The 24,885-nt window shown below is 33.5% G+C and carries 20 protein-coding genes; 6 read left to right on the top strand and 14 right to left on the bottom strand.

What is annotated here, in order from left to right:
* The first annotated feature begins 75 nt into the window (after positions 1-75).
* The 3 genes from C8C85_RS00540 to C8C85_RS00530 all read left to right on the top strand — a co-directional run bounded on the left by C8C85_RS00540 (position 76) and on the right by C8C85_RS00530 (position 4,783).
* Entirely contained in the window at positions 76-2,136 is a 2,061-nt protein-coding gene (locus C8C85_RS00540) for a S9 family peptidase (protein WP_116795324.1), read from the top strand.
* Between the two features lie 73 nt (positions 2,137-2,209).
* Positions 2,210-3,250, top strand: coding sequence for a PLP-dependent cysteine synthase family protein (locus C8C85_RS00535; protein WP_116795323.1), 1,041 nt, complete (start codon positions 2,210-2,212; stop codon positions 3,248-3,250).
* Between the two features lie 417 nt (positions 3,251-3,667).
* On the top strand, positions 3,668-4,783 hold the full coding sequence (locus C8C85_RS00530; RefSeq protein ID WP_116795322.1) for a LamG domain-containing protein: 1,116 nt from the start codon (positions 3,668-3,670) through the stop codon (positions 4,781-4,783).
* A gap of 191 nt (positions 4,784-4,974) precedes the next feature.
* Here C8C85_RS00530 and C8C85_RS00525 read toward each other — a convergent pair whose 3' ends face one another.
* The 7 genes from C8C85_RS00525 to C8C85_RS00495 form a co-directional block, all read right to left on the bottom strand.
* Positions 4,975-5,685 (bottom strand): YebC/PmpR family DNA-binding transcriptional regulator, encoded by a 711-nt coding sequence (locus C8C85_RS00525; RefSeq protein WP_111410375.1) that lies wholly within the window; start codon positions 5,683-5,685, stop codon positions 4,975-4,977.
* Positions 5,686-5,773: 88 nt separating this feature from the next.
* A complete protein-coding gene (locus C8C85_RS00520) occupies positions 5,774-7,819 on the bottom strand; it encodes a S41 family peptidase (RefSeq protein WP_116795321.1) in 2,046 nt (681 codons plus the stop codon).
* Positions 7,820-7,827: 8 nt separating this feature from the next.
* Positions 7,828-8,910 (bottom strand): glycine cleavage system aminomethyltransferase GcvT, encoded by a 1,083-nt coding sequence (gene gcvT, locus C8C85_RS00515; protein ID WP_116795320.1) that lies wholly within the window; start codon positions 8,908-8,910, stop codon positions 7,828-7,830.
* 317 nt (positions 8,911-9,227) lie between these two features.
* Positions 9,228-9,938 (bottom strand): hypothetical protein, encoded by a 711-nt coding sequence (locus C8C85_RS00510; RefSeq protein ID WP_116795319.1) that lies wholly within the window; start codon positions 9,936-9,938, stop codon positions 9,228-9,230.
* Between the two features lie 748 nt (positions 9,939-10,686).
* A complete protein-coding gene (locus C8C85_RS00505) occupies positions 10,687-11,151 on the bottom strand; it encodes a DUF1569 domain-containing protein (RefSeq protein ID WP_116795318.1) in 465 nt (154 codons plus the stop codon).
* Positions 11,152-11,305: 154 nt separating this feature from the next.
* Positions 11,306-11,896 (bottom strand): HD domain-containing protein, encoded by a 591-nt coding sequence (locus C8C85_RS00500; protein WP_116795317.1) that lies wholly within the window; start codon positions 11,894-11,896, stop codon positions 11,306-11,308.
* 3 nt (positions 11,897-11,899) lie between these two features.
* Complete coding sequence (locus tag C8C85_RS00495) at positions 11,900-12,787, bottom strand: YitT family protein (protein WP_116795316.1); 888 nt, start codon at positions 12,785-12,787, stop codon at positions 11,900-11,902.
* Between the two features lie 313 nt (positions 12,788-13,100).
* Here C8C85_RS00495 and C8C85_RS00490 point away from each other — a divergent pair, with 313 nt between their 5' ends.
* The 3 genes from C8C85_RS00490 to C8C85_RS00480 all read left to right on the top strand — a co-directional run bounded on the left by C8C85_RS00490 (position 13,101) and on the right by C8C85_RS00480 (position 16,066).
* The gene (locus C8C85_RS00490) at positions 13,101-13,553 is read left to right on the top strand and encodes a hypothetical protein (protein WP_116795315.1); all 453 of its coding nucleotides are present in this window, start codon (positions 13,101-13,103) and stop codon (positions 13,551-13,553) included.
* 138 nt (positions 13,554-13,691) lie between these two features.
* Positions 13,692-14,225: a hypothetical protein gene (locus C8C85_RS00485; protein WP_116795314.1), complete on the top strand. Its 534-nt coding sequence runs from the start codon at positions 13,692-13,694 to the stop codon at positions 14,223-14,225.
* The gene (locus tag C8C85_RS00480; RefSeq protein WP_116795313.1) at positions 14,222-16,066 is read left to right on the top strand and encodes an adenylate/guanylate cyclase domain-containing protein; all 1,845 of its coding nucleotides are present in this window, start codon (positions 14,222-14,224) and stop codon (positions 16,064-16,066) included. The genes C8C85_RS00485 and C8C85_RS00480 overlap by 4 nt, the downstream gene beginning before the upstream one ends.
* Positions 16,067-16,072: 6 nt before the next feature.
* Here the strand turns inward: C8C85_RS00480 and C8C85_RS00475 are convergent, their stop codons facing one another.
* The 7 genes from C8C85_RS00475 to C8C85_RS00445 form a co-directional block, all read right to left on the bottom strand.
* A complete protein-coding gene (locus C8C85_RS00475; RefSeq protein ID WP_116795312.1) occupies positions 16,073-18,646 on the bottom strand; it encodes a cation-translocating P-type ATPase in 2,574 nt (857 codons plus the stop codon).
* A 22-nt stretch (positions 18,647-18,668) separates the two neighbouring features.
* Positions 18,669-19,865 (bottom strand): phospholipase D-like domain-containing protein, encoded by a 1,197-nt coding sequence (locus tag C8C85_RS00470; protein ID WP_116795311.1) that lies wholly within the window; start codon positions 19,863-19,865, stop codon positions 18,669-18,671.
* Positions 19,866-19,890: 25 nt separating this feature from the next.
* A complete protein-coding gene (locus tag C8C85_RS00465) occupies positions 19,891-20,901 on the bottom strand; it encodes a metal-dependent hydrolase (protein ID WP_116795310.1) in 1,011 nt (336 codons plus the stop codon).
* A 176-nt stretch (positions 20,902-21,077) separates the two neighbouring features.
* Positions 21,078-22,028, bottom strand: coding sequence for an NmrA/HSCARG family protein (locus tag C8C85_RS00460; RefSeq protein ID WP_116795309.1), 951 nt, complete (start codon positions 22,026-22,028; stop codon positions 21,078-21,080).
* A gap of 167 nt (positions 22,029-22,195) precedes the next feature.
* Positions 22,196-22,495, bottom strand: coding sequence for a PAAR domain-containing protein (locus tag C8C85_RS00455; RefSeq protein WP_116795308.1), 300 nt, complete (start codon positions 22,493-22,495; stop codon positions 22,196-22,198).
* Positions 22,496-22,500: 5 nt separating this feature from the next.
* Positions 22,501-24,300 (bottom strand): type VI secretion system tip protein VgrG, encoded by a 1,800-nt coding sequence (gene vgrG, locus C8C85_RS00450; protein WP_116795307.1) that lies wholly within the window; start codon positions 24,298-24,300, stop codon positions 22,501-22,503.
* Between the two features lie 98 nt (positions 24,301-24,398).
* Positions 24,399-24,863: a phage tail protein gene (locus C8C85_RS00445; protein WP_116795306.1), complete on the bottom strand. Its 465-nt coding sequence runs from the start codon at positions 24,861-24,863 to the stop codon at positions 24,399-24,401.
* Positions 24,864-24,885 lie beyond the last annotated feature (22 nt).

Here is a 24,885-nt window from a genome sequence, read left to right as displayed (position 1 = left end):
AGGTTTAAAACGAATTCGTTTTAAAATCGCTTTGTGTTATTTTTGCATTTTAAATACTAAAACCCCTCGCAAACAATGCCAGAAAATAGTTTACCTCCCATAGCCAAAATAATTCCTAAGAAATTAAAGAAATTTGGCGAAGTCAGAATCGATAATTATTTTTGGTTAAAAGATAGGGAAAACCCCGAGGTTATTGATTATTTGAATCAAGAAAATGCCTATTATCAAGAAAAAACGGCGCATACCAAAGATTTTCAGGCAGCCCTTTTCGAAGAAATGAAAAGTCGGATTAAGGAAGATGACCAATCGGTTCCTTATTTGTACAATGGGTATTATTATATTACCCGATATGAAAAAGGGCAGGATTACCCGATTTATTCCCGAAAAAAGGAAAGTCTTTCGGCAAAGGAAGAAATACTCTTCAATTGCAATGAAATGGCAAAGGACAAGCCTTATTTTCAGTTGGGAGCATTGAGTATTAGCCCGGATAATAAATTGGCGCTTTTTAGTTATGATATCGTTGGGAGAAGAATTTATACCATTCAGATAAAAAATCTGGAAACCAATGAAATTCTTGAAGATAAAATAGAAAATGTTACTGGAAGCGCCGTTTGGGCGAATGATAACAAAACCATATTTTACTCGGATCAAGATGATGTTACTTTGCGTTCGCATAAAATTTTCAAACATAAATTAGGTGCAAAACAAGCTGACGATGTATTGGTTTATTTTGAAGAAGATGAAACTTTTAATGTAGAAATAGCAAAGTCTAAGTCACAAAAGTATTTGGCGATTGAATCTGATAGTACTTTGACCACAGAATATCAAATTCTGGATGCTGATAATCCTGACGGCGAATTTAAGATTTTCCAAAAAAGGGTTAGAGGAATGGAATACAGTATCAGTCATTTTGGGGATAGTTTTTATATTTTGACAAATAAAGATCAGGCAGAGAATTTTAAATTGATGAAAACTCCAGTTGGCAAGACTTCAAAAGCTAATTGGGTTGAAGTCATTGCACACAGAAAAGATGTTTTGCTGGAAGATATTGAGATATTCAAAGACTTTTTGGTAGTTGAGGAACGTGAAAACGGCTTGAATAAAATCCGAATTATGCCTTGGAGTGGAGAAGGGGAGTATTATCTTCCTTTTGAAAGTGAAACCTATACCGCTTATACGAGTTCTAATGTTGATTTTGATACCGATATATTGCGTTATGGATATCAGTCGATGACAACCCCTTCTTCGATTATTGATTTCAATATGAAGACTAAAGTCAAAGAAATCAAAAAAGAGCAAGAAGTACTTGGTGGAAAATTTGATAAAAATAATTATGCTGAGGAACGTGTTTGGGCAACAGCAACAGATGGTGTAAAAATACCTATTTCGATGGTTTATAGAAAGGGTTTAAAGAAAGATGGCACAAATCCATTGCTTCAATATGCTTATGGTTCTTACGGCCATTCTATGGATGCTACATTTTCGTCGACAAGGCTGACTTTACTGGACAGAGGCTTTATTTTTGCCATTGCGCACATACGAGGCGGCGAAGATTTGGGAAGACAATGGTATGAAGATGGAAAATTATTGAAAAAGAAAAATACATTTACTGATTTTATAGATTGTTCAAAATTTTTAATAGCCGAAAAATACACTTCACCACAACATTTGTATGCCGAAGGAGGTTCGGCCGGTGGTTTGTTGATGGGAGTTGTTGTCAATGAAGCTCCTGAATTATACAATGGGGTTATCGCACAAGTAGCTTTTGTGGACGTTATAACTACGATGCTTGACGATAGTATTCCACTTACAACGGGAGAATATGATGAATGGGGGAATCCGAATGTTCGAAAATATTATGACTATATGCTTTCCTATTCCCCATACGATAATGTATTGCCACAAAAATATCCAAATATGTATGTGTCAACAGGATTACATGATTCTCAGGTACAGTATTGGGAACCAGCTAAATGGGTGGCTAAATTACGTGCTTTGAAAACAGATAATAATCTCCTGTTTTTGGATACAAATATGGATGCAGGGCATGGAGGAGCATCTGGTCGCTTTGAAGCCATTAAGGAATTAGCAAAAGAGTATAGTTTTTTATTAGATTTAGAGAAAATTGAAAACTAATTAGATTTTTTTTGTTAGATTTGCATCATATCGGGGTAAATTAAAAAAATGCTCTTAGATAAACTATTTTTTTATGAAAGAAGAAATAAATGCTTATAATAATGTTTTAGAGTTAATAGGTAATACTCCACTTATTAGGCTAAATAGTATAACCGAGAATTTAAAGGGTAATTTCTACGCTAAGGTTGAGTCCTTTAATCCGGGTCATTCTTCGAAAGATAGAATTGCTTTATATATTATCGAAGAAGCAGAAAAGCAAGGAATTTTATCACCTGGAGATACCATAATCGAAACTACCTCTGGAAATACCGGTTTTAGTTTGGCAATGGTTAGTATTATAAAAGGATACAATTGTATACTGGCGGTAAGTTCAAAATCTTCAAAAGATAAGATTGATATGTTAAGGAGCTTGGGGGCGAAAGTATATGTTTGCCCAGCACACGTTTCTGCAGACGACGATCGATCTTATTATAATGTAGCCAAGCGCTTGCATGAAGAAACTAAAGGATCTGTTTATATCAATCAATATTTTAATCAATTAAATATTGATGCACATTATAAGTCGACTGGACCAGAAATTTGGAAACAAACAAATGGTCACATTACACATCTTGTAGCTTGTAGCGGAACTGGAGGAACAATTTCTGGGACGGCTAAGTACTTGAAAGAGCAAAATCCTAATGTTAAGATACTTGGTGTTGATGCTTTTGGTTCTGTTTTAAAAAAATACCACGAAACTAAAGAATTTGATAATGATGAAATCTACCCTTATAGAATAGAAGGTTTAGGGAAAAATTTGATCCCATCTGCTACAGATTTTGATATTATAGATAAATTTATCAAAGTATCCGACGAGGAAAGTGCTCACTCTGCAAGAGAGATCACCAGAAAAGAGGGTTTATTTGTTGGTTATACTTCAGGTGCAGTAATGCAGGCAATAAAGCAATATGCTGAAGAAGGAGAGTTTGACGAAAATAGTAATGTTGTTGCTATTTTTCCTGATCATGGTTCTCGTTATATGAGTAAAGTGTTTAGTGATGAATGGATGAATGACCAAGGATTTTTTGACAGTATTAATGAAGAAGAAGTACAGAAAGTTGAATTTATAAAATAAGAATCAACTTTTATTCAATATAAAAACTCCAGTTTAGAAATAGCTGGAGTTTTTTTGTGGCTATTAGTGATCTATTTAAAAGACGTTTTTTTTAGAGAAATTTATTTATACCAAAATCCGGACTAAAGATTTATTTTTCAAAAGAATGGACAAGGAAGAACATCTTTAGCGCTAAAATTTTATTTAATCAATAGTTGCAATAATGTTATTTTTTATGTTTAAATAATTTATATATTCCTTTTAAATTTGATAAAAAAATGTAATAATTATAAGTCTTTTTGTTTGTTTTGTGGATTTTAAACGATTTTTTTAACATTTTATCGGGATATTTAGGCTCTTGCTAGATCAATCCTTAGATTTGAGATTAATAAATGATAATCGCAATTATTTATTCCGCAAATTCTAAACCTACAACTTATGAAAAAAATGACACTTCTTACAGTAGTGTTTGTATTTACTTTCTCAATCAACGCCCAAACAGCAATCCAAGAGTTTGATTTTAATGGTACCCTTAGCAATACAAAAAATGAAATTTCATTTTCGGGTAAAGCCATGTTTGTAAATGATAGAGCTGGTGTTCCCAATAGTGCAATACGTCTTTCAAATAGTTATATCGAAGCAATGGTGCTTAATTTACCGCCAGCCAATTCCTCAAGAACAGTTTCCATTTGGGTAAAATATAATGACGTAACAAAAGCAAATTATATTTGGGGCTATGGTTCCTTATATAATGCACGTTATTTTGGTTTATTACAACAAATTGCAACGGATTCTAAATCGGATTTAAATCTCGCTGGATGTGGAGATGAAAACGATGTTATTGTGTCCACCGCAGTTTCTTCAAATATTTGGTACAATTACATAGTAACTTATGATGGGTTTACTTCAAAGATTTATAGAAATGGTGAATTGATTAAGTCCTCCATAAGTCCTAGAAAATTGACTTCAGGTATTGTTTTTTCAATTGGTAAAAAGGGTCCATCTGTAAGTATTAATGCTGATATTGATGATTTAAAAATATATGATGTTGCCTTGTCAGACGAACAAATTGTTACGTTATACAAAGGCAATTCTTCTTTGATAACAAAAAATGTTGCAACAACTAGTATAACCTCCGTAGTAGGAGAAACAAAAACAGTATTGGCTGTCCCGGTAACAGAAAGTAAAATCAGGTCTTCTGAAATTTATTCAATAAAAGGTGTAAAAGTATTTGCGAGCAATACTAATGTAATTGACATCAGTTCAATTCTAGATGGAACTTATTTGTTGGAAATCGCTAATAAAACACAAAGTTTAGCTGATAAAAAAATAAGCTCAAATTTGCACAAAATGGAAGAGGCAAAGACTGTATTAACTGTTCCTTTAACAGAAGGAGGAATCAAGTCTTTTGAAATATACTCGCCTAAAGGAGCAAAGGTATTTGCAGCTAATGCAAGTGTAATTGATATTAGTTCGATTCCAGAAGGAACTTATTCGTTGAAAATTAGGAATACAGGACAAAGCCCAAATGATAAAATAATATCGTCTAATTGATTTGATTCGGATCAAAATAATTTAGAGTAGACATAATTAAAAAAGGTTGATGTAGTTATTGCATCAACCTTTTTTTGAAACTTGTCGAATGTAATCTGCCTTTTCTTTGATTAATTAGGTGATTACTTTATGGTAAAAAAAAACTCTAGAGAGATTCTAGAGTTTTATAAGTTTTTTATTAGATGAATTTATTATTCTTCCATAGTATGATAAACGTTCATAACGTCATCGTCTTCTTCCATTTTTTCAATTAATTTCTCAACATCGGCCATTTCGGCTTCTGTTAATTTTTTAGTAATCTGTGGAATTCTTTCAAAACCAGAGGACAATATTTCTAATTTTCTGCTTTCTAATTCTTTTTGGATAGTTCCAAAACTTCCAAAAGGAGCGTAAATTAAAATTCCGTCTTCGTCTTCGAAAACTTCTTCAGCTCCAAAATCAATTAGTTCAAGTTCTAATTCTTCTGGATCAATACCTTCTTTTGGGATTCTAAAATTACAAGTATGGTCAAACATGAATTCTACAGAACCTTGAGTTCCCATAGTTCCATTGCATTTGTTGAAATAACTTCTAACGTTAGCAACAGTCCTATTGTTGTTATCCGTAGCAGTTTCAATTAAAAGTGCAATTCCGTGAGGAGCATAACCTTCAAATAATACTTCTTTATAGTTGGCAGTGTCTTTATCGGTAGCTTTTTTGATAGCGCGTTCGACATTTTCTTTAGGCATGTTGGCTGCCTTGGCATTTTGAATTACGGCTCTTAGTCTTGAATTGGCTTCAGGATTTGGACCACCTTCTTTTACCGCCATTACAATATCTTTACCAATTCTGGTAAAGGCTTTGGCCATTGCAGACCAACGTTTCATTTTTCTACCTTTTCGGAACTCAAATGCTCTTCCCATTTCTTATTGTTATTTTGAATTGCAAAAATACAGCTATTCCTTATTTATCCAAAAGCCTATGGAAAATCTTTTGCAAAATAGTGTGTAATTAATTCGGTTTATTTTGTTTTAATGTTTTGTAATCAGCTATAATGGCTATTGCCTCGTTAAGATAGTGATTGGATTTTAAATTATCAAGTTGCATTTTGTTGTACTCGATAAGTGAAGGATAAATTTCAAGTAATGATTTGTTGTATTCTGAATTGGATACATTTAAATTCAAATCATCTGCTTTGAAATTATTGATTTCTTCGGATAAATTGTTAATGTTATTTTGGTTTTCAAAAACTGCTTCCAATGTCATTGGAATTTCAAATTTGGATTTCTTTATTACGGCATCAATCTTCGAATTTAGAGCAATAATGGAATTGAAATAAGGGTCTTGAGCTACTCTAATTCTGCTTTTTTGGGCAAGAGATTCAATTAATTCGTTGCTTACATAGGGTGTAAAGCGAATTCTTGAATTTAAGCTTTCATTTTTTAAAGCTGTTGGAAATCCGCTTTCTTTTTGAAAAACATCTTGATAGATTGTTGGAATTTGCACATCTGGTATAACTCCAACGGCTTGATGACTTTTTCCGGTGATTCTGTAAAATTTACTGATGGTCAGTTTTACAAAATGTTGATCGTCATTTTTTTCCAAAGGAACAATAGTTTGCATGGTTGCTTTTCCTAGGGAAGTGCTTCCTATCAAAAGTGCTCGGTTGTAATCTTGCATGATTGAGGCAAAAAACTCGCTTGCTGAGGCTGAATTTCCATTAATGATAATAACAATTGGACCTTTGTAAATAACACCTCTATACGGGTCATTTATCACAGATAGTTCTTTTTTATTGTCAACGACTATAGATATTGGTCCGTAGTCAATAAATAAGCCGGCTAATTTTACAGCTTCTTCCATAGATCCACCTCCATTGTCCGTCAAATCAAGAACCAATCCTTTGATATTGTCTTTCATTAATTTAATGGTTTCTTTGGCAACATCTTGGGCGCAGCCTTTACTGTTTCCTCCTTCAAAATTTGAGTAGAAACTAGGTATTTTTATATAACCTATTTTGGAGTCTTTATCAATTATGAAGCTATATACTGTATTTTCTTCGTCTTTTAGAACTTGTTTTTCAATATTTACCTTGAAACTCTTTCCAGAATTTCGTTTGATGGTTAATGTTATATTGGTATTCAATTCTGATGACATTAGAGTAGCTATGGATTCCAGAGAGGAACAGGAAACTTCAAGTGTTTCTTTTTGATTGGAAACTGCAATAATTTGATCTCCTTTTTTGATTTTTCCAGTTCTAAATGCTGGTCCATTAGGGTCTATTTCGTCTACAATAATTTCATTTTTATCATTTAGACTGACGTCCAATCCTAATGAAAGTCTTTCTTTGGATAAAGTAGATACAAAACTTGATTTAGTGTCGTTACTGAAATAATTGGTATGAGGGTCAAAATAACCACAAAAAATATTAAAAAGATTGTCTTCAAATGATTTGCTATCGGAAAGTAAAGCATTGATTTTGCAAAGTTCATTTTCGATAATACTCTTTTTGGATGTATGACTCATCGAATTAAAATTGAGTTTCAACGAATCTAAGTTTTTGCTTTTTTCAGAGATATCATTGAATACTTCAAACCTGATTTTTTTATTTAAGGCTTTTTCAACGTCGTTCTCTTTCAAATAAAAATTAAAGTCTCTTTGTTTGAATCGAATCGTATCTTTTATATTGAAATCAATAGTTTCTCGGTTGAGTTTTTCTAAAATGGATTTATTTCTCAGCAGTGATTTTTTATACTCATTTTTTATATCCGTTATAAAAAAGCAATCTTTCTTCAAGATGAGATTATCCAGATTGAGTTTGTATTTCTTGGACAGTGTATCAACCTGTGATTTTAAAAAAATGTTTCTGGAGGGATCTAATTCATCAAATAGTTCATCAAAAAGATAAGCCGATAAACTGTCGTTTACCGGCTTTGGACTAAAGTGCTCTTTTTGGAGTAATTTATTTATTTTGAATAAAATGTCACAACTTGTATCACTATTTTGCGCAAATAGAGAGAATGTAGAAAACAGAAACACAAATGTGATTTTTTTCATAGAAATATTTATTTTTTATAGAAAGGGAGTTTTACCACTTTGGCAGGAACATCATTTTTTCTGATTCGGATATAAATATCACTATCAACTGTACTATTGGCTGTTGTAACATAACCCAAACCAATTCCTTTGTTCATAGAAGGAGACATAGTTCCAGATGTTACAATTCCAATTACAGCTCCAGAACCATCAACTATTTCATAGTCATGTCTTGGTACTGCACGCTCTTGCATTTCGAAAGCTACTAATTTTTTGGTTACACCTTCTTCTTTTTGTTTTTTTAAATTATCAGAATTAGTGAATTCTTTGTTGAATTTGGTAATCCATCCTAAACCAGCTTCTAGAGGTGATGTTGTATCGTTGATATCGTTACCGTATAAACAGAATCCCATTTCCAATCGCAAAGTATCTCTTGCTGCCAAACCAATAGGTTTAATATCATAAGCAGCTCCAGCCTCAAAAACTTTGTTCCAAATTGTTTCAACTTGGTCGTTCTTGCAATAGATTTCAAATCCACCAGAACCTGTATAACCAGTTGCTGATATGATAACATTAGGGAAACCTGCAAAATCAGCTACTTCAAAATGATAATAAGCAATGGCTGATAAATCTATAGACGATAAAGATTGCATCGCCTCAACTGCTTTTGGTCCTTGAATAGCCAACAAAGAATAATCATCTGATAGATTTTTCATTTCTACTCCCAAATCATTGTGAGCTGAAATCCAATCCCAATCTTTTTCAATATTGGAAGCATTTACTACCAATAAATATTGTTCTTCTTTCATTTTATAGATAATTAAATCATCTACAATTCCACCGTCATTATTAGGCAAACAAGAATATTGGGCTCTTCCAATTGTCAAAGTCGACGCATCATTTGAAGTTACTTTTTGGATCAAAGCCAAAGCATTTGGACCCGAGAGTATAAACTCTCCCATGTGCGACACATCAAAAACACCTACTGCATTTCGAACCGTTTCGTGTTCAGCATTTACCCCTTCATAAAGAATAGGCATATTGTATCCAGCAAACGGTAGCATTTTCGCTCCCAAACCCTCATGTATGTGCGTTAAAGCAGTATTTTTCATTGTTTTTTTTATATAATTATTAAAGTGCTAATTTATAGTTTTTATTTTGCGTGGCAAAGCCTATAAACGTTGAAATACTTTACATTCTATAAAGCGTGATTAATAAACGATAATCTGCAATTACGATATTGATTTCGGCGTAACTTTACAGTTGAAAATTGCAGTCGTCTCTCCATAATTTTCAACTATGGAGTTGGGTTTTAGGATTTATCCACGCCCAAAAGCGTGGGATATAGCTTCAATCTCTTACGCAAAAAAGCCAAACAAACTTAAATGATATAAAATAAGTTTGTTTGGCTTTCTTGAATGTGTTTTTTTTATTCTACCGCATTATAGAAAGTCACTTCGGGTTTGCCTATCACACCGGCATCTGTCATAATTTTTTGTAAAGCGGGGTCTTTTAGCCTCGCTTTAGCTTTCTCTAAATCACTTATGGCAAAAGTTACATAAACCATGTTGGGATCATCAATGCTTCTGGAGATGGCTCTGTCTACTAATCCATTCGCCATTCTGGTTTCTTTGCCTTCGGCATCATATACTTTGAGCCATGCATCAAAATCTTTTACTTTATGTCCAACCCGCAATCTTCCCTTCAGTGTAGCAGGAGATTCTTCGAAACGTACTACATCTGCATATCTGAATTCCGGTGCACTGGTTACACCTCCTTTTTTCATTCGTTCTTTTAATTCAGGATTGGCAGCAAAATCTTTGGCTTTTTGCAAATCTTCCAGATTCAAAAAGACATAAACTTTATTAGGGTTATCCATATCTCTCCCCAAGGCTCTTAATGTTAATCCACTTGCGGTTCTGACACTTTCGTGTTCGTCAAATGCTTTTTTCCAAGTATCAAAATCTTTTACGGTATGGGTTATAACCATAACTTTAAAGGGTTCAAAAACAGGTTCTTCTTTTACTGCTACTTTTTCTGGGGAGCTTTCGGCTGGAGTTACTTCCTTATCACTTTCTTTTTTGCAGGAAGTGAAACTTAAGGCTAGCATTGCCACAAACATTGTCAAAATTGTTTTCATCTTTTTTTATTTAATTGGTTAAACTTTAATTGCTTTTTTATAAAATCAAAAATATTTTTAAATAGGACAGAAAGTTGTTTTAGATTAAAACTGAAAATAGATAAAGGAACGTCCGCTTTCTTGGGACCATATCTGTAATAACATTATTGTGGACCCTGCAATTCCAATAAGTTAAGATTGTTGTTTGGTTATATTCTTAAAATCATCATGTAAATTGATAATCGTGTTTATGATTTATCAAAGTGCATATTATATAAGAGGAAGGGGAGTCCTTAAAAAATCAATCTTTTTGATTCATTTCGTTTGGGTAGAAATGGTTATTTTAATAAATGTTTTAACAAAAATAATGAAAATAAATCACACAAAAGTATAAATACATGATTTTTAGCTAATTAGAATTTTGTTTATGAAGTAAGATGCAGGGAAATAACAAAAAAAATGATCTTGTATCGGTGTTAATTATTGCATCGGAATTTAATAGCTGGGTAAGTAACGAGGTTTTTTATCCTAACAGATTTGGAAGACTGTTAGGAATTTCTAGTTAATTATTAGTAAGGAAAGATTGTTTGTTTTAATAAAAAATTATAGATTATTTTAGTTTCTATTTGTTTTAAAATGAATAAAATGAATAAAATGAATAAAATGAATAAAATGAATATTGCATTTTAAAGTAATAGTTTAATATTAAAACATTCAAATACGATTAGTAATTTGAAGAGAAAAATTATTTGTTTTAGTATTTTTTATTTTAACTTTTACTTTCAATAATCTCTTTTATAATATTAATATGGTGATTAGTATGGATTTTAATAAAACGAATTGTTGGCTTCAAATTCAATTGTCCCATAAAAGGATGTTCAAAATAATTGTTAGCAGAAAGAGTGCTTAATTTTTCGAGGTTCATTTTTACTTTTTCAAGATGACTTTTTAATGAATCGGTTGTAAAATTCTCTTCAGGTCTAACCATTCGGGGCGCTTTGACTTTTCCTCTTGGAATTTTATTTAGTGTAAATACTAGAAAACGATTAAGGTTGAAAGTTCTTTTGTAATTCTCAGGATTCGATTTATGAATAGATTCGAGGACTAAGTTCATAGTAAGTAAAGTATGTTCAATATGCCAACCTACAGAAGATTTAGAAACCAATGGATTGAGTAATTCTTGATTATGTATTTTGTTTTCTAACTCAGTCATTAGTTTTTTTAGTTCTTCCATAATTTTTTGAAATTTAATATGTTTTAGAAAATAATGTCAGAATGCATAATCTGATACGCATTTTGGTTGTGAAAAGTAAATGTAATGGATTTTATCAAATCTACTTAGTTGCATTAAAAAATAAAGAGAATAGAGTTTGATTCATCTTAGCAAACTAACTTTCATTTTTCTGCTCAATAAGTAATTCAAGGTTTTTTTGTTTGGTGGGGTTTCTATATTGAATGCAATACGGAGTGTGGTATTGGTGACTTTGGAGGAACTTAATTTGTATATCATTCCATTCGCTTATGCTGAGATTTGGGTTTGTATGTTTTATTTCAAAATATAGATTGGTTCCTATTCGTTCAAAATTATCAGTACCGAGATATTCCAAGTCGGCATCAGCGAGTATGGATTCTAATTTTGTTTTAGGTTCTTGAGGAATAGTGGTCGCCTGAATCATACCTGCAATGGCCTTAATTTCATTTTTAGTGTATTCAAACTGAGGCAATCTATCTTGAGCCATTAGAATGCTTGCTTCTTCATGTCCATCAGCAACAGAGTTGATAAATCCAGCATCATGAAATAGGGCTGCCGTTTTTATTAATACAACGTCTTCTTCAGGCATGTTTTCTTTGCGCGCAATATATTCGGCCATTCTTATAACATGTTCAGTATGTTTCCAATCATGATAGGTTAAGAATGGCGCTAAGTTCTCTTTTAATAAATTAATGACTGTATGACACAATAAATCCCAGTTTTTCATATCCTAATGCTTGGCCTTGTTTCTTAAAATACCTCCTCTTGCTTCCTTGATGTATTGAATGTACATAAAGGCATGCGGATCCAATTGGCTAACTTCTTCCTTTATCCTCAGTAATTCTAGTCGGGTTACGACTGTTATTATAATGTCGCAATCTGTTTTTTCATGAAAAGAATGTGGTAAATAGCCTCTTTCTCCCTTAATAACTGTAATTCCTTTTCCAAATTGTTGCACAATTAATGATTTTATAGCCTCACTTTTGGATGAAATAATATGTAAAGAAGTGTATTGTTCTATTCCATTAGCAATGTAATCAAGACATTTTATAGCCGAAAAATAAGTAACTATAGAGTATAAAGCGGTACTTATGCCAAATGACCATGCAGCACAAAGAAATAGTGTTGAGTTGATTCCAAAAATAACTTCCGACACGTTAAGACCAATTTTTCGGGTAGTAAATAAGGCGAGTATTTCTATTCCGTCTGCCGCTGCGCCACTTCGAATGACAAATCCCATTCCCATACCAATCAAGCAACCTCCAAATAATGCAATCAATAAACGGTCGGATGTTACGGGCTGAATGTCAATAAATGTCATACTGGCTGCTATCATTAAAAAGGTGATTAAACTTTGTATGGCAAAAGTTTTACCTAGTACAGTTTTGCCAATAAATAAAAAAGGGATATTCAATACGAGCACTAAAACACCAAATGGTACATGTGAGATTTCGTGAATGAGTATTGAAGCTCCTATAACTCCTCCGTCCAAAAATTTATTGGGAATCATAAAACCTTTTAAGGCTAATGTAATTAATGCTACTCCAACCAAATTAAGAATGATATTTTTCAGTTCGAATATTTCTCTCCAGTCTATAGGTTCTTGGTTGAATTTCATATTATCTTTGGTTTTAGGAGTGAAGTTGGTATGAGAAATATTTGTACTTAACTAAAATACAATTAGTTATTGTTGTAAATTTAAGAAAAATACTTCTTTTGAATTATTATTTTTTATTTATTTTTTACAAATGCATTTTTTAGCTCTTTTGGTTTTATATTTTCTTGTTATTTGTTAATTTTTAATTTAAAAAGCATTAAATTTGATTATACTTTGATTAAAAATAGTAAAAATCTAATTTTTGCTTCCCTCAAATCGACTTTTTAACCTATAAATTTTATTGGAATTAATTAATCTTTTAAATCTAAAATTTATGAGTAAAAATGTTCAGATAGTTTTGACTGTTGATGCCAGCAGTCTCTATCAAATGTCAAATCCATCCCAAGAAGAAATTGATACTGTGAGTACTTTATCTGATGATAATGATGGCATTTCTGAAAATGGAAAAGTGCAAGGCTTTTTATCAAATGTTTATCTTGGACATAACGTAGAATGGATAGGCTCAACCACAGATGATGGTTATTCTGTGGCAATAGACAGAATCGTTTATGATTTTGATTTGAATGATCCTAATGATAAGTGCTTTTTGGAAGATGACATTACTATCATGGGAACAGGAGGCTGTAACAGCAAAGTTGTAGCGACTATCAAAGACCAAATTGAAATGGCTAAAACACAAAATATTTATAAAATAGAATTTAGTATTCATTACAATAATGTGGCTAAATCATATTTAATAGATCCTAAACTAATAGCAAATCCATAATAGTTTGTAGTTTTTGAATTTTATATAAAAAAATCAATAAAATTAAAAGTTGTTTCTCCCAAAGAATCTGCCATTTTTCAATTTATTATAGCTTTTATGGTTAATAAATTATTTATAAACCTGAAATAATAAATTACAATGGACAGAAGACTAAAATTTTATTTGACAGAAAAAGGATTTTTAAAAATACGTTTGTCTAAGGGAGGTAAAGTTAAAATCACCTTAGAGGTTAAAGCCAAAAAACTGTACGAATATTTGAATACAATTATACAACCCATAGAACCTGATCATAGTATAGTTGATAATTTATGCAAATTAACGGATAACAATTTTGGAAAAACAAATGATAGTAAAGTGATCGATTTTGTGACTCATGTTTATCTTCATAAAAATGTAAAATGGGTGGGTAAATCTAATGATAAAGAGTATTCAATTGCTATTGACAGTATTGTATATCATTCAAAAGGTAAAGACCAAAATGATGTTGATTTTTTTCATGACACAACGATTATGGGAAGTGGTGGGGTAAATAGTATTGTTGAGGCGAGAGTCAAAGAGGATTTAAGATTGATAAACAAAGAAGATATATATACCATGAATTGTAGTGTTTACAAGGATGGTTTACATAAAAAAAGTTTTCATATTGACCCAAAATTAATGGGAAATCCATGATAGTAAAACGGTTATTTGGCTATTTCACTAATATTGTAATTTATTTAATTCTACTTTTTTTTCAGCAATCTGTTGTTTTTGCTCAAGATCAAAAAGTAGCGGATAGTCTTGTCAAAATTTACAAAACAAAAAAACTTAATAATTCTGAAAAAATGGAATTGTTAAGGAATTTGTCTTTTAATGAAAGTAATAACCTTGAATTGTCATTAAAATATGCTGAGGAACTCATTGCTTTATCCAAAGCTGAAAAGAACTATTTATATTTATATAGGGGATATAGCCAAAAAGGGAATAAAAACAGAATTATTGGGAATTTTAATATTGCTCTAGATTCTTATTTCAAGAGTATTGATGCAGCTGCAAAAGCGGAATATGTGATAGGAGAAGGAATGTCTTATATGTTTATTGCCGATGTGTATTCTACTATGGGGAGTAAAGAGAATGCAGAGTTGTATTATGACAAAGCTATTAAAATTTTAAGAAGAACGACAAATCGGCTTTCATTGGCTACTGCTTTGCTAAATGCCGGAGATGAATATTCGAAGAATTTAAAATTCAATTTGGCCTTAAATTATTTTAATGAGGCCGGTACAATATTCAAGAAGGAAAATTATCTCATTGGTATTGCCTATACTTTAGGGAATAAAGGGATGGTCTTTGCTAAACAAGGAAATGATGAATTGGCGATCAAAAATATAAGTGAAGCCATTTCAATCCTAGAAAAACAGGAAGACTACTATGGCATATCAGATTACCTTCTCTATATGTCAGATATTTATTTTAAGCGAAAAGAATGGAAATCTGCTCTTGATTACGCAAAAAGAAGTTTGGATATTGCACAAAAACAAGGATTGAAAGACCAAGTTCAAAAGTCAAGTTTGATACTTTCTGAATTGTATCAACAAGCAGGAAACATACCTGAATCATTTACCTATTATAAAAAATACATTACTTATCGAGACAGTGTCAGAAATCTTGAAGAAGTCGAGAAAATGGGGAATTTGAGAACCAATTTTGAGGTTTCAAAGAAGCAGGCAGAAGTCGATTTGATGATTCAACAAAAGCGGACCCAAAAAATAATTGCCATTTCTTCTATCGTTTCATTAGTTCTTGTTTTCTTGCTGGCGATTGGTTTATTTAGAAGATATCGTTTTATCAAGAAAACGAATAGTATCATTGAAGAAGAAAGAAAAAGATCAGACACTTTATTATTGAATATTCTTCCGGAAGAAACGGCTCTTGAACTAAAAGAAAGTGGTAAAGTAGTAGCTAAAAGATTTGAATCCGTTACTGTTTTATTTACCGATTTTGAAGGATTTACGCAATATGCCGAAAATTTGTCTCCAGAAAAATTGGTAGAAAGTGTCGATTATTACTTTTCAAAATTTGATGCGATTATCGAAAAGTATGATTTAGAAAAAATAAAAACATTGGGAGATTCCTATATGTGTGCCGGAGGATTGCCTTTCCCTACAGAAGATCATGCTTATAAAATGATTTTGGTAGCTCAAGAAATTTTAGAATTTGTTCAGCATTCGAACAGGGAAAATCCACTCAATCATACTCGATTTAACATTCGCATCGGGATTAATACTGGGCCTGTAGTTGCCGGAGTAGTGGGAACCAAGAAATTTGCCTATGACATTTGGGGCGATACTGTAAACATTGCTTCTAGAATGGAATCGAATTCAGCTCGGGGGAAAATTAATATTTCTGAAAATACATTTGCAATTATAAAAGACTCTTTTGATTGTGAGTACAGGGGAGAGGTAGAAGTCAAAAACAGGGGGATGATGAAAATGTATTTTGTGAATGGTGCAAAAGAGGGAATGAAGTTTTAAACTGTTTTATTTCCATTTTCGTTTAGTCCATTTTTCCAATTCTACAGCACAAAATACGATGCTTGAAACAGCAATGGTTATAACAAGTTCATAAACCGTTAAGGGCTGTGTTCTGAAAATTGTATTAAAAAAAGGAGTATAAATAATCATCATTTGTAATCCGACAGTCAATAGTGACGCCCCTAAAATAGGTTTGTTTGAAAAAACACCTATTTTAAAAATAGATTCTCTTTCGGAACGAATAGCCATTACATGCCCCATTTGACTTAGACACAGTACGGTAAAAGCCATTGTTTGCCAATGACTGTTGTTGTAATGTATTGACCATGCTTGTATTCCGAGAGTAACGACCCCCATTAAGAAGCCCACCCACAAAATATGAGTCGCCATTCCTCCCGCAAAGATATTTTCTTTTGGACTCCTTGGAGGGCGGCTCATGATATTGGATTCAGACGGTTCCGAGACAAGTGCCAGTCCCGGCAATCCATCCGTTACCAAATTTATCCAAAGAATGTGTATCGCCAGTAATGGTATGGGTAAGCCAAAAAATGGAGCTAAAAAAATTACCCATATTTCCCCAGAGTTTGATGTCATAGTATATTTGATGAATTTTAGGATGTTGTCAAATATTCTTCGTCCGTGTTTGACGGCTTTTACGATGGTAGCAAAATTATCGTCCAACAATATCATATGGGAAGCTTCTTTGGTAACTTCGGTGCCGTTAATGCCCATTGCGATTCCGATGTCTGCATTTTTAAGTGCGGGTGCATCATTGACACCATCTCCTGTCATGGCCACAAATTGATTCTTATCCTGTAATGCCTTTACAATTTTTAATTTTTGTTCCGGATTTACCCGCGCATATACCCGTGTTTTTTCTACAATACTTTCAAATTGAGTTTCAGATAATGCTGAAAGTTCAGCACCGGTTAAGATCAAATCATCTTCGGAATTGAAAATTCCTAATTGTTTTGCAATGGCTTTTGCAGTGAGTTTATGGTCGCCAGTAATCATTACCGGAATAATTCCAGCCTCTTTACATTCAGCAACAGCTTGTTTTACTTCTTCTCTTGGAGGATCAATCATTCCTGCAAATCCTATTAAGGTTAATCGGGATTCAATGGTATCCGTGTTGAATTTTTCGGGAATGGAGGGTAGCCACTTCATTGCATATCCCAAAACCCGGTAGCCTTTATCTGCCATTTCATTCACTTTGGCTTCAATTTCAGGAATCTGTTTTTTTTGATTTTTATCTAATTTGCCAATTAACATATCTACTGCACCTTTGGTAATGACCAATATTCCTTGCTCTGTTTGGTGTAATGTAGTCATGCATTTTCTCGTTGAATCAAAGGGCAGCTCCATTACTCGAGGTAGTGTTTTTTCTAGTTCAGTTTTTTTGAAATTTTTATTATGGGCATATTGTACCAAGGCCACTTCGGTAGAATCACCCAGCCATTTTTCGTCTTTATCTTTTGAAACATCATTATTTAAAGCCATTGCAGTAAGCAACGTATTCGTAGGGAAGAAAGCAGAATCGGAAGGGTTGTATTGAATTTCATGTGTTTCCTGAACAGTCATTTTGTTCAATGTTAGCGTACCGGTTTTGTCGGTGCAGATGTAGGTGACTGAGCCTAATGTTTCTACGGCAGGTAGTTTTCGGATCAGGGCGTTGTTTTTTGCCAACCGCTTGGCACCAAAAGCAAGGGCAATGGTTACCAGTGCAGGCAATGCTTCGGGAATGGCGGCAACGGCTAATGAAATAGAAGTAAGCAGCATGACTAAAACAGCTTCGCCACGTAACCAACCAATTATGAATATTACCGCGCAGATAGTCAGTATGACTATTGATAATCTTTTTCCAAAAGCAATCAGCCTTTTTTGCAAAGGAGTTGCTGTTTCATCTTTTTGTATCATCTTGGCTATACGTCCAAGTTCTGTGTTCATACCGGTTGCAACGACATAGGCAAGTGCTCGTCCATTGGTAACATAAGTGCCTTTGAACCCCATGTTTATTCTATCTCCCAAACTATAGTCACCATAAGGAAGCTCCTCTGTGATTTTTTCGACATTATGTGATTCACCGGTTAGTGTCGATTCATCTACTTTGATTTTATGGGTTTCCAAAAAGCGAATATCGGCAGGAATACTATTTCCGGCTTCAAGTAATATTACGTCGCCCGGAACTAAATCAGAAGCAGGTTTTTCAATTGGATTTTCTTCGCGTAAAACAAGAGCAGTACTTGCGACCATATTTTGCAATGCTTCCATTGCTTTTTCGGCCCGAAATTCCTGAATGAATCCTATAATGGCATTGATAATGATAATCGCAAGAATAATGATGGTATCTATTAAATCTCCTAAAATACCAGAAATTATGGCTGCAGCAATTAGAACAATAATCATAAAGTCAGTAAATTGCTGTAAAAACATCTGAAAAGCTGTTTTCTTTTTTTGGTCTTCTATCTGATTTTTTCCATATTCCAAGAGTAGTTCTGAAGCAGTAACGCTGTCTAACCCCTTTGGAGATGAGTTTAATAACTGTGCAATTTCTGGTAGTGGAAGTAAATGCCAATTCATGATAGATAGTTAATTTTGCTTCTTAGTCTTCTTCCCTGTACTTGTTCAAGAACCTATTGTAAGTGATATAAGTTATGATTATAAAAATTGTTCTCATAAACTGGTAGGAAAGCCAGTTTGCAATTGTTGCAAAAAGGCTGTTTTTTCGTTTCATAGTTTCGAGAGTAATTCTTTCACACTGAGAAATTACAGCGTTTAAATCGGATGCCAGTGTTTTGGCGAATTTTGTGGACTCTATAGCTACATTCGTTTCGATGCTTCCATAGGAACTCAAATGATTCAAATTGAAAGAGCCAATAGTTACCCATTTATTATCTACCAAAGCTGCTTTGCCATGTAGAACGGACTTGTCCCATTCGTACAATTCAATGTTGTTTTGAAGAAGAGAAGAATATAAATGATAGGTTGCTCGCTGCATTAATGGAATGTCTGAAATTCCAGATAAAATAAGTTTTATTGTTACACCTCTCTTGGCCGCTTTTTTAAGGACTTTTGTAAATCTTTGACCAGGTAGAAAATAACAGCCAACGATTATGACTTCTTTTTGTGCTTTTTGAATTGATTTGACATAAGCGATTGTAATTTCATCGTTTCTTTTCAGCCAATCATTTTGTAGAACGGTAACGGTGGTTTCATTATCCAAATAGGAAACAGGCTGCAAATTTAGTCTGTGTGTTCTTTTATGTTTGAAATAGATATTTTGACACAATTGTTCCAATTGCATTGCTGTTTCATCGTTCTCAATTTGGACGGCATAATCAAGCCATGTACTTCCTATTGTTGTTCCTCTGTAATTGTTTGAAATATTGAGTCCGCCAATAAGGGCTATAGTTCCATCGGCAACAATTATTTTATGATGCAGTCTTCGGCCGATATAAAAATTGTTTCCGGAAAAAAAAGGAGAAAAGAATCGGATATTAATACCCAACTGCTTAAGTTCTTTCATAATTAACCGCGAGAACGAGTACGAGCCATATCCATCAAGAAGTAAAAAGATTTCTACATTTCTAATGGCTGTTTCTTTTAAGGCATTGATAATATCCAAACCCGTAGCATCATTTTCAAAAATGTACATTTGAATATGAATCACTAATTGTGCATTTAAAATAATGTTTCTGGCACGCAAAAAATAATCTTCTCCGCTGTGAACAAGAGTTGTCTTTTCCTTACAGACATTGTTTGTACAATAGTTTGATGTTTGGATTTCTTGTTCTTCCATCAGTATTAAAAATATGTATTACAATTTACTTTCCTTCAATTCTGTTTACTAATATGGCAAACCATTCATAAGTTGATTCTTTATATTTTATTCTGTTCAGAGCTCTTTTATTATCAGCATTTTTGTTGAGGTTAAATTTAAAAGCAAATGGGCCATCCGCTTTATTCCATCCGCTTACCTGACCAAATCGGATGTCGTTGAAATATAAAATGGAATCCTCTTTGGTGATAATATAGTTTCCTTTCGAAAGTTGTTTCAAATTCTTTACCATGATGTCCTTTTCAAAAGAAGCAATCAAAGAATCATTTCGTTGCACTCTGTAAAAGTCTATTTTTTTCTGTTTGTCAAAAATGGAGTAATATCCAATCCATGCACCATTACTGTCATGGGAATAACCCATCCAAAGAAAGGTATTTAGTGGAGTTGGAGTAATGGTGAATTCGTCTGAAAGTAATTGTTGCTCTTTAAAAGATTGGTGCATAACCTTCCAGACATATACATGTACACACATTGCAAAAATTAAATAACAAGAACTAAACGTTAATCCAATAGTATTCCATTTTTTTGTTTTATCAGGTGATTTCTTTCCAATTAAGGGAAATAATACACCAATCAATAAAGGTAAAGTATAAAATGGGTCAGTCACAAAAATGGTATTGAAGGATATCTTTTCATTGTTAAAAGGCTCAAACAATCCTATACCGTAGCAGGTAAAAGAATCCAATACTAAATGGGACAACAGTGCAATAATGGATAGCCAAGTCCAATCCATCCAGTTTGCGTTACTATCGCTAAACCTTCTTTTGAAAAGCCACCCCAATAACGCGGAAATTAGTGCGACAAAGAAAAATGAATGAGTAATTCCACGGTGAAATAATAATTGTTGGGAATCACTAAGGAAAAGAATTCCAAGAACATCAATGTCGGGAAGGTTACTAACCAAAGCACCATAAAACATAGCTTTTTGGCCAATTCTTTTTCCGAGGATTACTTCGCCAATGGCAGCTCCCAAAAGCGTATGTGTTACCGTATCCATATTCTATTGGTTGTTTATTCCTATGTTGTTCTCATGTCTTCTTTTTTATACTATGATGTGATTATTCTTTTTGATGTTGATAAAACTTAGAGTTTACTTTTACTTAAATCACAAGATTACTTTCAGGATGAGGTGGGATGTTATTTTTTTTAATTTTTCTAAGTTATTTATAACTGTTACTCGATAGGAATTCGGGACGCATTTACAGAAAGCCACATATCAAAATTTTGAAGTTCAGGGTTTAATTCTTTTGCAAAATTTTCATTTCTAGCGCCATTAAAGTCATCGTTAAAATCTCTTTTAAACTGAAACATATTACCCAGATCATCGGCGCCCGGAAATCCAAAATTGCGGTATGCTTCTGGAGTTATGGGATTAAAAAGTACTTTTTTGTCCAATGCTTTTGAAAGTTTTTCGGCCATTTCATTTCCATTTAGTTTTTCTCCTGCAATACCAACGGTTTTTCCGATCAACTCTTTTCCTTTTTTGAAAATTCCATATGCACATTTACCAATATCTTCTGCTGCTATGGCTGGCAATTTTTTGTCATCCATTGGGAATGCAATATAATAATTGCCGTCTTCTCCTTTTTGGGGTCCCATGCCAAAATGAATGAAATTGTCCCAGTAGAATGAAGTTCTCAAAAAAGTGGTAGGTAGTTCGGCTTCTCTAAAATAGTGATCCGCTTCTCCTTTTCCATCAAAATGAGGTACTTTGTATTTGCCATGTAGTGTTGGCATTCTGTCATCATCCAATTTCATCCAGTTTCTGGTGTCTTCCAATGTTGACCAAATGATGTGCTGCAAATGAGATTCCCTTGCAGCTTCAATAAAATTGTTCACTTCCTGCAGTTCTTTGTCCACGGAGAAATGTTCCCAGAAAAAAGTAACAAAATATGCTCCATAGGCTCCATCAATTGCCTTTTTAATGCTTTGGATATCATCGATGTTGGCCTCAACTACTTCGGCACCTAATTTAACGAATGCTTTGGATTTTTCTGAATTAGCATCTCTGGTTACAACTCTTACAGCAAACTCACTGTTTTTGTCTGCCAAAATTGCTCTGGCAAGTCCGCCGCCTTGTGCTCCTGTGGCACCAAACACGGTAATTATTTTTTTATTTTCCATTTTGATTATCTTTTATATAATGAATATAAAATTAATAAAAAATGAATTAATTATCTGATTTTTAGCAATTTGTATTTTGTTTGTGATTTTATTTTATCGATTGCATTAATTACTACGTTTTATTATGTGGTAAGAAGTTGTATTGTAATTGATGTTTTTTCAATTTTCTACCCACCAATCATAACATTAAATGCTCCTAGTACAATTGATCCCCCGTGAGCAGTTTGATCTCCCATTCTTGCTGCAGGAACTCCACCGATCATTACAGTTGATGAACCTCCTATAATTGAATCTGGCGGGCCAACGCAAACTAGCATATCACCAACTCTGGCAGCGGGTAATCCTCCAATTAGAACGGTTGGTTCACCTGGACCAATTATTGGCCCACCAACATGAGGAATAGGAGGTAATCCTGATGTTACCATTGGGCATTCATGAAAATCTGTAAGTCTTGCTGCTGCTGGCATAGTTATTAGTTTATCATTACCATCGCGCCTTTCAGCGTTAATTCCGCTCCTCCAGATACTTGGGCTGTTGCTCCGCCATTAGCGGTATATTGCATAGTTGCGGTTTCTTTTATATTCATTCCTTTTGTTTCAACATCACCGCCATTGGATTCTATTGAGATACCCATAGTGCCTTTGATGGTGACTTTTTCTTGGGACGAAATGTTTATATTGTTGGGACTCGACATATCAATACCATTACTGGACATTACGATGCTGTTTTGATTTTCATCTTTAATTGTGATTTGCTTGTCTTTATCGCTAATGATGATAGTATTTTTATTAGGCGTGGCAACCGTCCAAATTTTATTTTCATCATCAAATTCAACTGAAATTCCAGATTTGGAAACAATGGCTTTTATTGAATTTTTTTCATTGGGCTCCAATCCTGCAAAAGGTTTTATTTTTGAATTGCTGTACAAACTCCCTAATATTACGGGGAAGCGCGGGTCTTCGTTTAAAAAACCAAGTATCACTTCATCTCCAACCTCGGGTAAAAAAAAGGCACCTGCTCCATTTGTGGAATAAAAATTGGAAAGTCTGGCCCAAATACCAGCTCCATTGGTATCGAATAATGGAACATCTACCAGGATTCGATATTGAGAATCAGGGTCGCCAAATATTTGTTTAACTGTTCCGTTCAAAAGGCCTCTTGCCCCTGGTAATAGACCAGAAGCTGGTGGAGCCATTACATCGGGTTCTTCTGTAAACCAATTAGGGGAAAGACCAAGACTCACTTTGGAAACCCAGTTACCATTTGATAAATCATGAACAACACCCGAAATTAGATAATCTCCATTAAAACGATTTCCTAGACCATTAAAAGTCATGTATTTTCCAGGATCAATCAGATTTGTTCCTTGAAATTTGGCTTCGCCTATTATTTTAGAATATTCGCTTTTTACTATTTGTGCCTTGGACCAATTGTTTAAATCAGTTGTTTCCAGTGCAGCCGAAGTTTGCAATTGAAATGTAGAAAGACCAATAACCTCTGACAGTTTTTTTGTCGAAAGGTTTCCGGATCCGGCAATATTAGGGATTGCCTGACTATTTACTATTTGTTGATTTTTATAATCCCAAGAAGAAGATGTTACATTACCCAGTTGCGTACTGGAATTCAATTTTGCATTAAACTCCATCAGGTTATCTCCATAAGTGACTTTCAAAACAGATGAAGTATTGCTGTCAGGACTATTAACCGTAATCGTGCCATTCAAAGTTGTGACGATTAGTCCATTTGCTTCTGCAAGCGCCAGGATATAATCCCAGTCCGTTACATAATATTGTACCTGTTCCGGCCATGTTGTATTTGTTGCCGTCACATCCGACGTTAATCCCGAATAGCTTCCTATAATGGATGAAATGATTTCACTGTCTTTTTTATTGGCATAAGTAAGGCTTTTTCGACCCACAATCATTTTTACTGCTGCATCCCGACATTCAATTTCCAGTGCAGACCCAACTAAACCATCTATTAAAAGTGATTGACTTGTAATTATTCCTTTAAAAATTATTTCGTTTTTAGAATCATATCCCGCTTCAATACTAATAGTAGCACCTGGCAGAAAAGTACTTGATGAACTAGCTTCAAATTGTCCCGTATTAGGCTCTCCATCCAAAATTACTATTTTGGCAATTGGGATTCGATTTATTTTCTTTTCAATATGAATTGAGAACACACTCAATTCGTCAGGGATAGTTTCTCCATTAACTTTGATAGAAAACGTTACAATTCCACCGTAGGATATCTCACTTGTTGTACTCATTTAGTTTAGATTTTATATTATTGGATGGAATATTAATTTGTTGAGATTACCTCTAGGTTTAGAGAAGAAAATGCTAAGAGAAAAATATATGATAATCATTATCCATTTGAAATAATTAATTGTTCATGTGCAATTTCTATCATATCAATGGCGACCTCATTTCCGTCTGATTTTAGATCGGTGCTGGTGATTTTTGTTGGCCAAGCGTTGTTTAATGTCCACTGCATAGTTACATTTCCATTTTCGTCCAATAATTTTATTACAATCGTTCTTCTTTTAATTGTATTCATTACCACTTGTTGATGCCAATTCCAAAAAGTATTGTCATTTACAAAAAGACCCCGCTTCATAGTAATATTTCCGTATTTGATAATTCCCGGCATTTTTTCTACAGAGAAAAGCGGGCTGTCATTTTTACGATATTCTATTATTTGGTTTTCAACATCCATTCCTGTTACTTCCTGGAAAGCTACTTTTGCAAGTTCGGTTCCAAAGTCTACTTCAAATCTAAATTTTGGCATTGGCCATGAAGTATCTTCAATGCTGTTATTGTTTGTATCCATAAAAGTATTTTAAAACTTTAAA

The organism is Flavobacterium sp. 103, from assembly GCF_003096795.1.
Lineage (GTDB): Bacteria > Bacteroidota > Bacteroidia > Flavobacteriales > Flavobacteriaceae > Flavobacterium.
Note: the sequence above shows the minus strand (reverse complement) of the source record. Positions and strands in the feature narration are given on the sequence as shown.

What these genes read in the sequence shown, in the direction of transcription:
- vgrG (WP_116795307.1), bottom strand. Translation starts at nt 24,300, where the DNA reads ATGAGTACAACAAGTGAGATATCCTACGGTGGAATTGTAACGTTTTCT.
- C8C85_RS00540 (WP_116795324.1), top strand. Translation starts at nt 76, where the DNA reads ATGCCAGAAAATAGTTTACCTCCCATAGCCAAAATAATTCCTAAGAAA.
- C8C85_RS00520 (WP_116795321.1), bottom strand. Translation starts at nt 7,819, where the DNA reads ATGAAAAAAATCACATTTGTGTTTCTGTTTTCTACATTCTCTCTATTT.
- C8C85_RS00465 (WP_116795310.1), bottom strand. Translation starts at nt 20,901, where the DNA reads ATGGATACGGTAACACATACGCTTTTGGGAGCTGCCATTGGCGAAGTA.
- C8C85_RS00480 (WP_116795313.1), top strand. Translation starts at nt 14,222, where the DNA reads ATGATAGTAAAACGGTTATTTGGCTATTTCACTAATATTGTAATTTAT.
- C8C85_RS00510 (WP_116795319.1), bottom strand. Translation starts at nt 9,938, where the DNA reads ATGAAAACAATTTTGACAATGTTTGTGGCAATGCTAGCCTTAAGTTTC.
- C8C85_RS00495 (WP_116795316.1), bottom strand. Translation starts at nt 12,787, where the DNA reads ATGAAATTCAACCAAGAACCTATAGACTGGAGAGAAATATTCGAACTG.
- C8C85_RS00475 (WP_116795312.1), bottom strand. Translation starts at nt 18,646, where the DNA reads ATGAATTGGCATTTACTTCCACTACCAGAAATTGCACAGTTATTAAAC.
- C8C85_RS00505 (WP_116795318.1), bottom strand. Translation starts at nt 11,151, where the DNA reads ATGGAAGAACTAAAAAAACTAATGACTGAGTTAGAAAACAAAATACAT.
- C8C85_RS00445 (WP_116795306.1), bottom strand. Translation starts at nt 24,863, where the DNA reads ATGGATACAAACAATAACAGCATTGAAGATACTTCATGGCCAATGCCA.
- C8C85_RS00470 (WP_116795311.1), bottom strand. Translation starts at nt 19,865, where the DNA reads ATGGAAGAACAAGAAATCCAAACATCAAACTATTGTACAAACAATGTC.
- C8C85_RS00500 (WP_116795317.1), bottom strand. Translation starts at nt 11,896, where the DNA reads ATGAAAAACTGGGATTTATTGTGTCATACAGTCATTAATTTATTAAAA.
- C8C85_RS00525 (WP_111410375.1), bottom strand. Translation starts at nt 5,685, where the DNA reads ATGGGAAGAGCATTTGAGTTCCGAAAAGGTAGAAAAATGAAACGTTGG.
- C8C85_RS00535 (WP_116795323.1), top strand. Translation starts at nt 2,210, where the DNA reads ATGAAAGAAGAAATAAATGCTTATAATAATGTTTTAGAGTTAATAGGT.
- C8C85_RS00455 (WP_116795308.1), bottom strand. Translation starts at nt 22,495, where the DNA reads ATGCCAGCAGCAGCAAGACTTACAGATTTTCATGAATGCCCAATGGTA.
- C8C85_RS00490 (WP_116795315.1), top strand. Translation starts at nt 13,101, where the DNA reads ATGAGTAAAAATGTTCAGATAGTTTTGACTGTTGATGCCAGCAGTCTC.
- gcvT (WP_116795320.1), bottom strand. Translation starts at nt 8,910, where the DNA reads ATGAAAAATACTGCTTTAACGCACATACATGAGGGTTTGGGAGCGAAA.
- C8C85_RS00530 (WP_116795322.1), top strand. Translation starts at nt 3,668, where the DNA reads ATGAAAAAAATGACACTTCTTACAGTAGTGTTTGTATTTACTTTCTCA.
- C8C85_RS00460 (WP_116795309.1), bottom strand. Translation starts at nt 22,028, where the DNA reads ATGGAAAATAAAAAAATAATTACCGTGTTTGGTGCCACAGGAGCACAA.
- C8C85_RS00485 (WP_116795314.1), top strand. Translation starts at nt 13,692, where the DNA reads ATGGACAGAAGACTAAAATTTTATTTGACAGAAAAAGGATTTTTAAAA.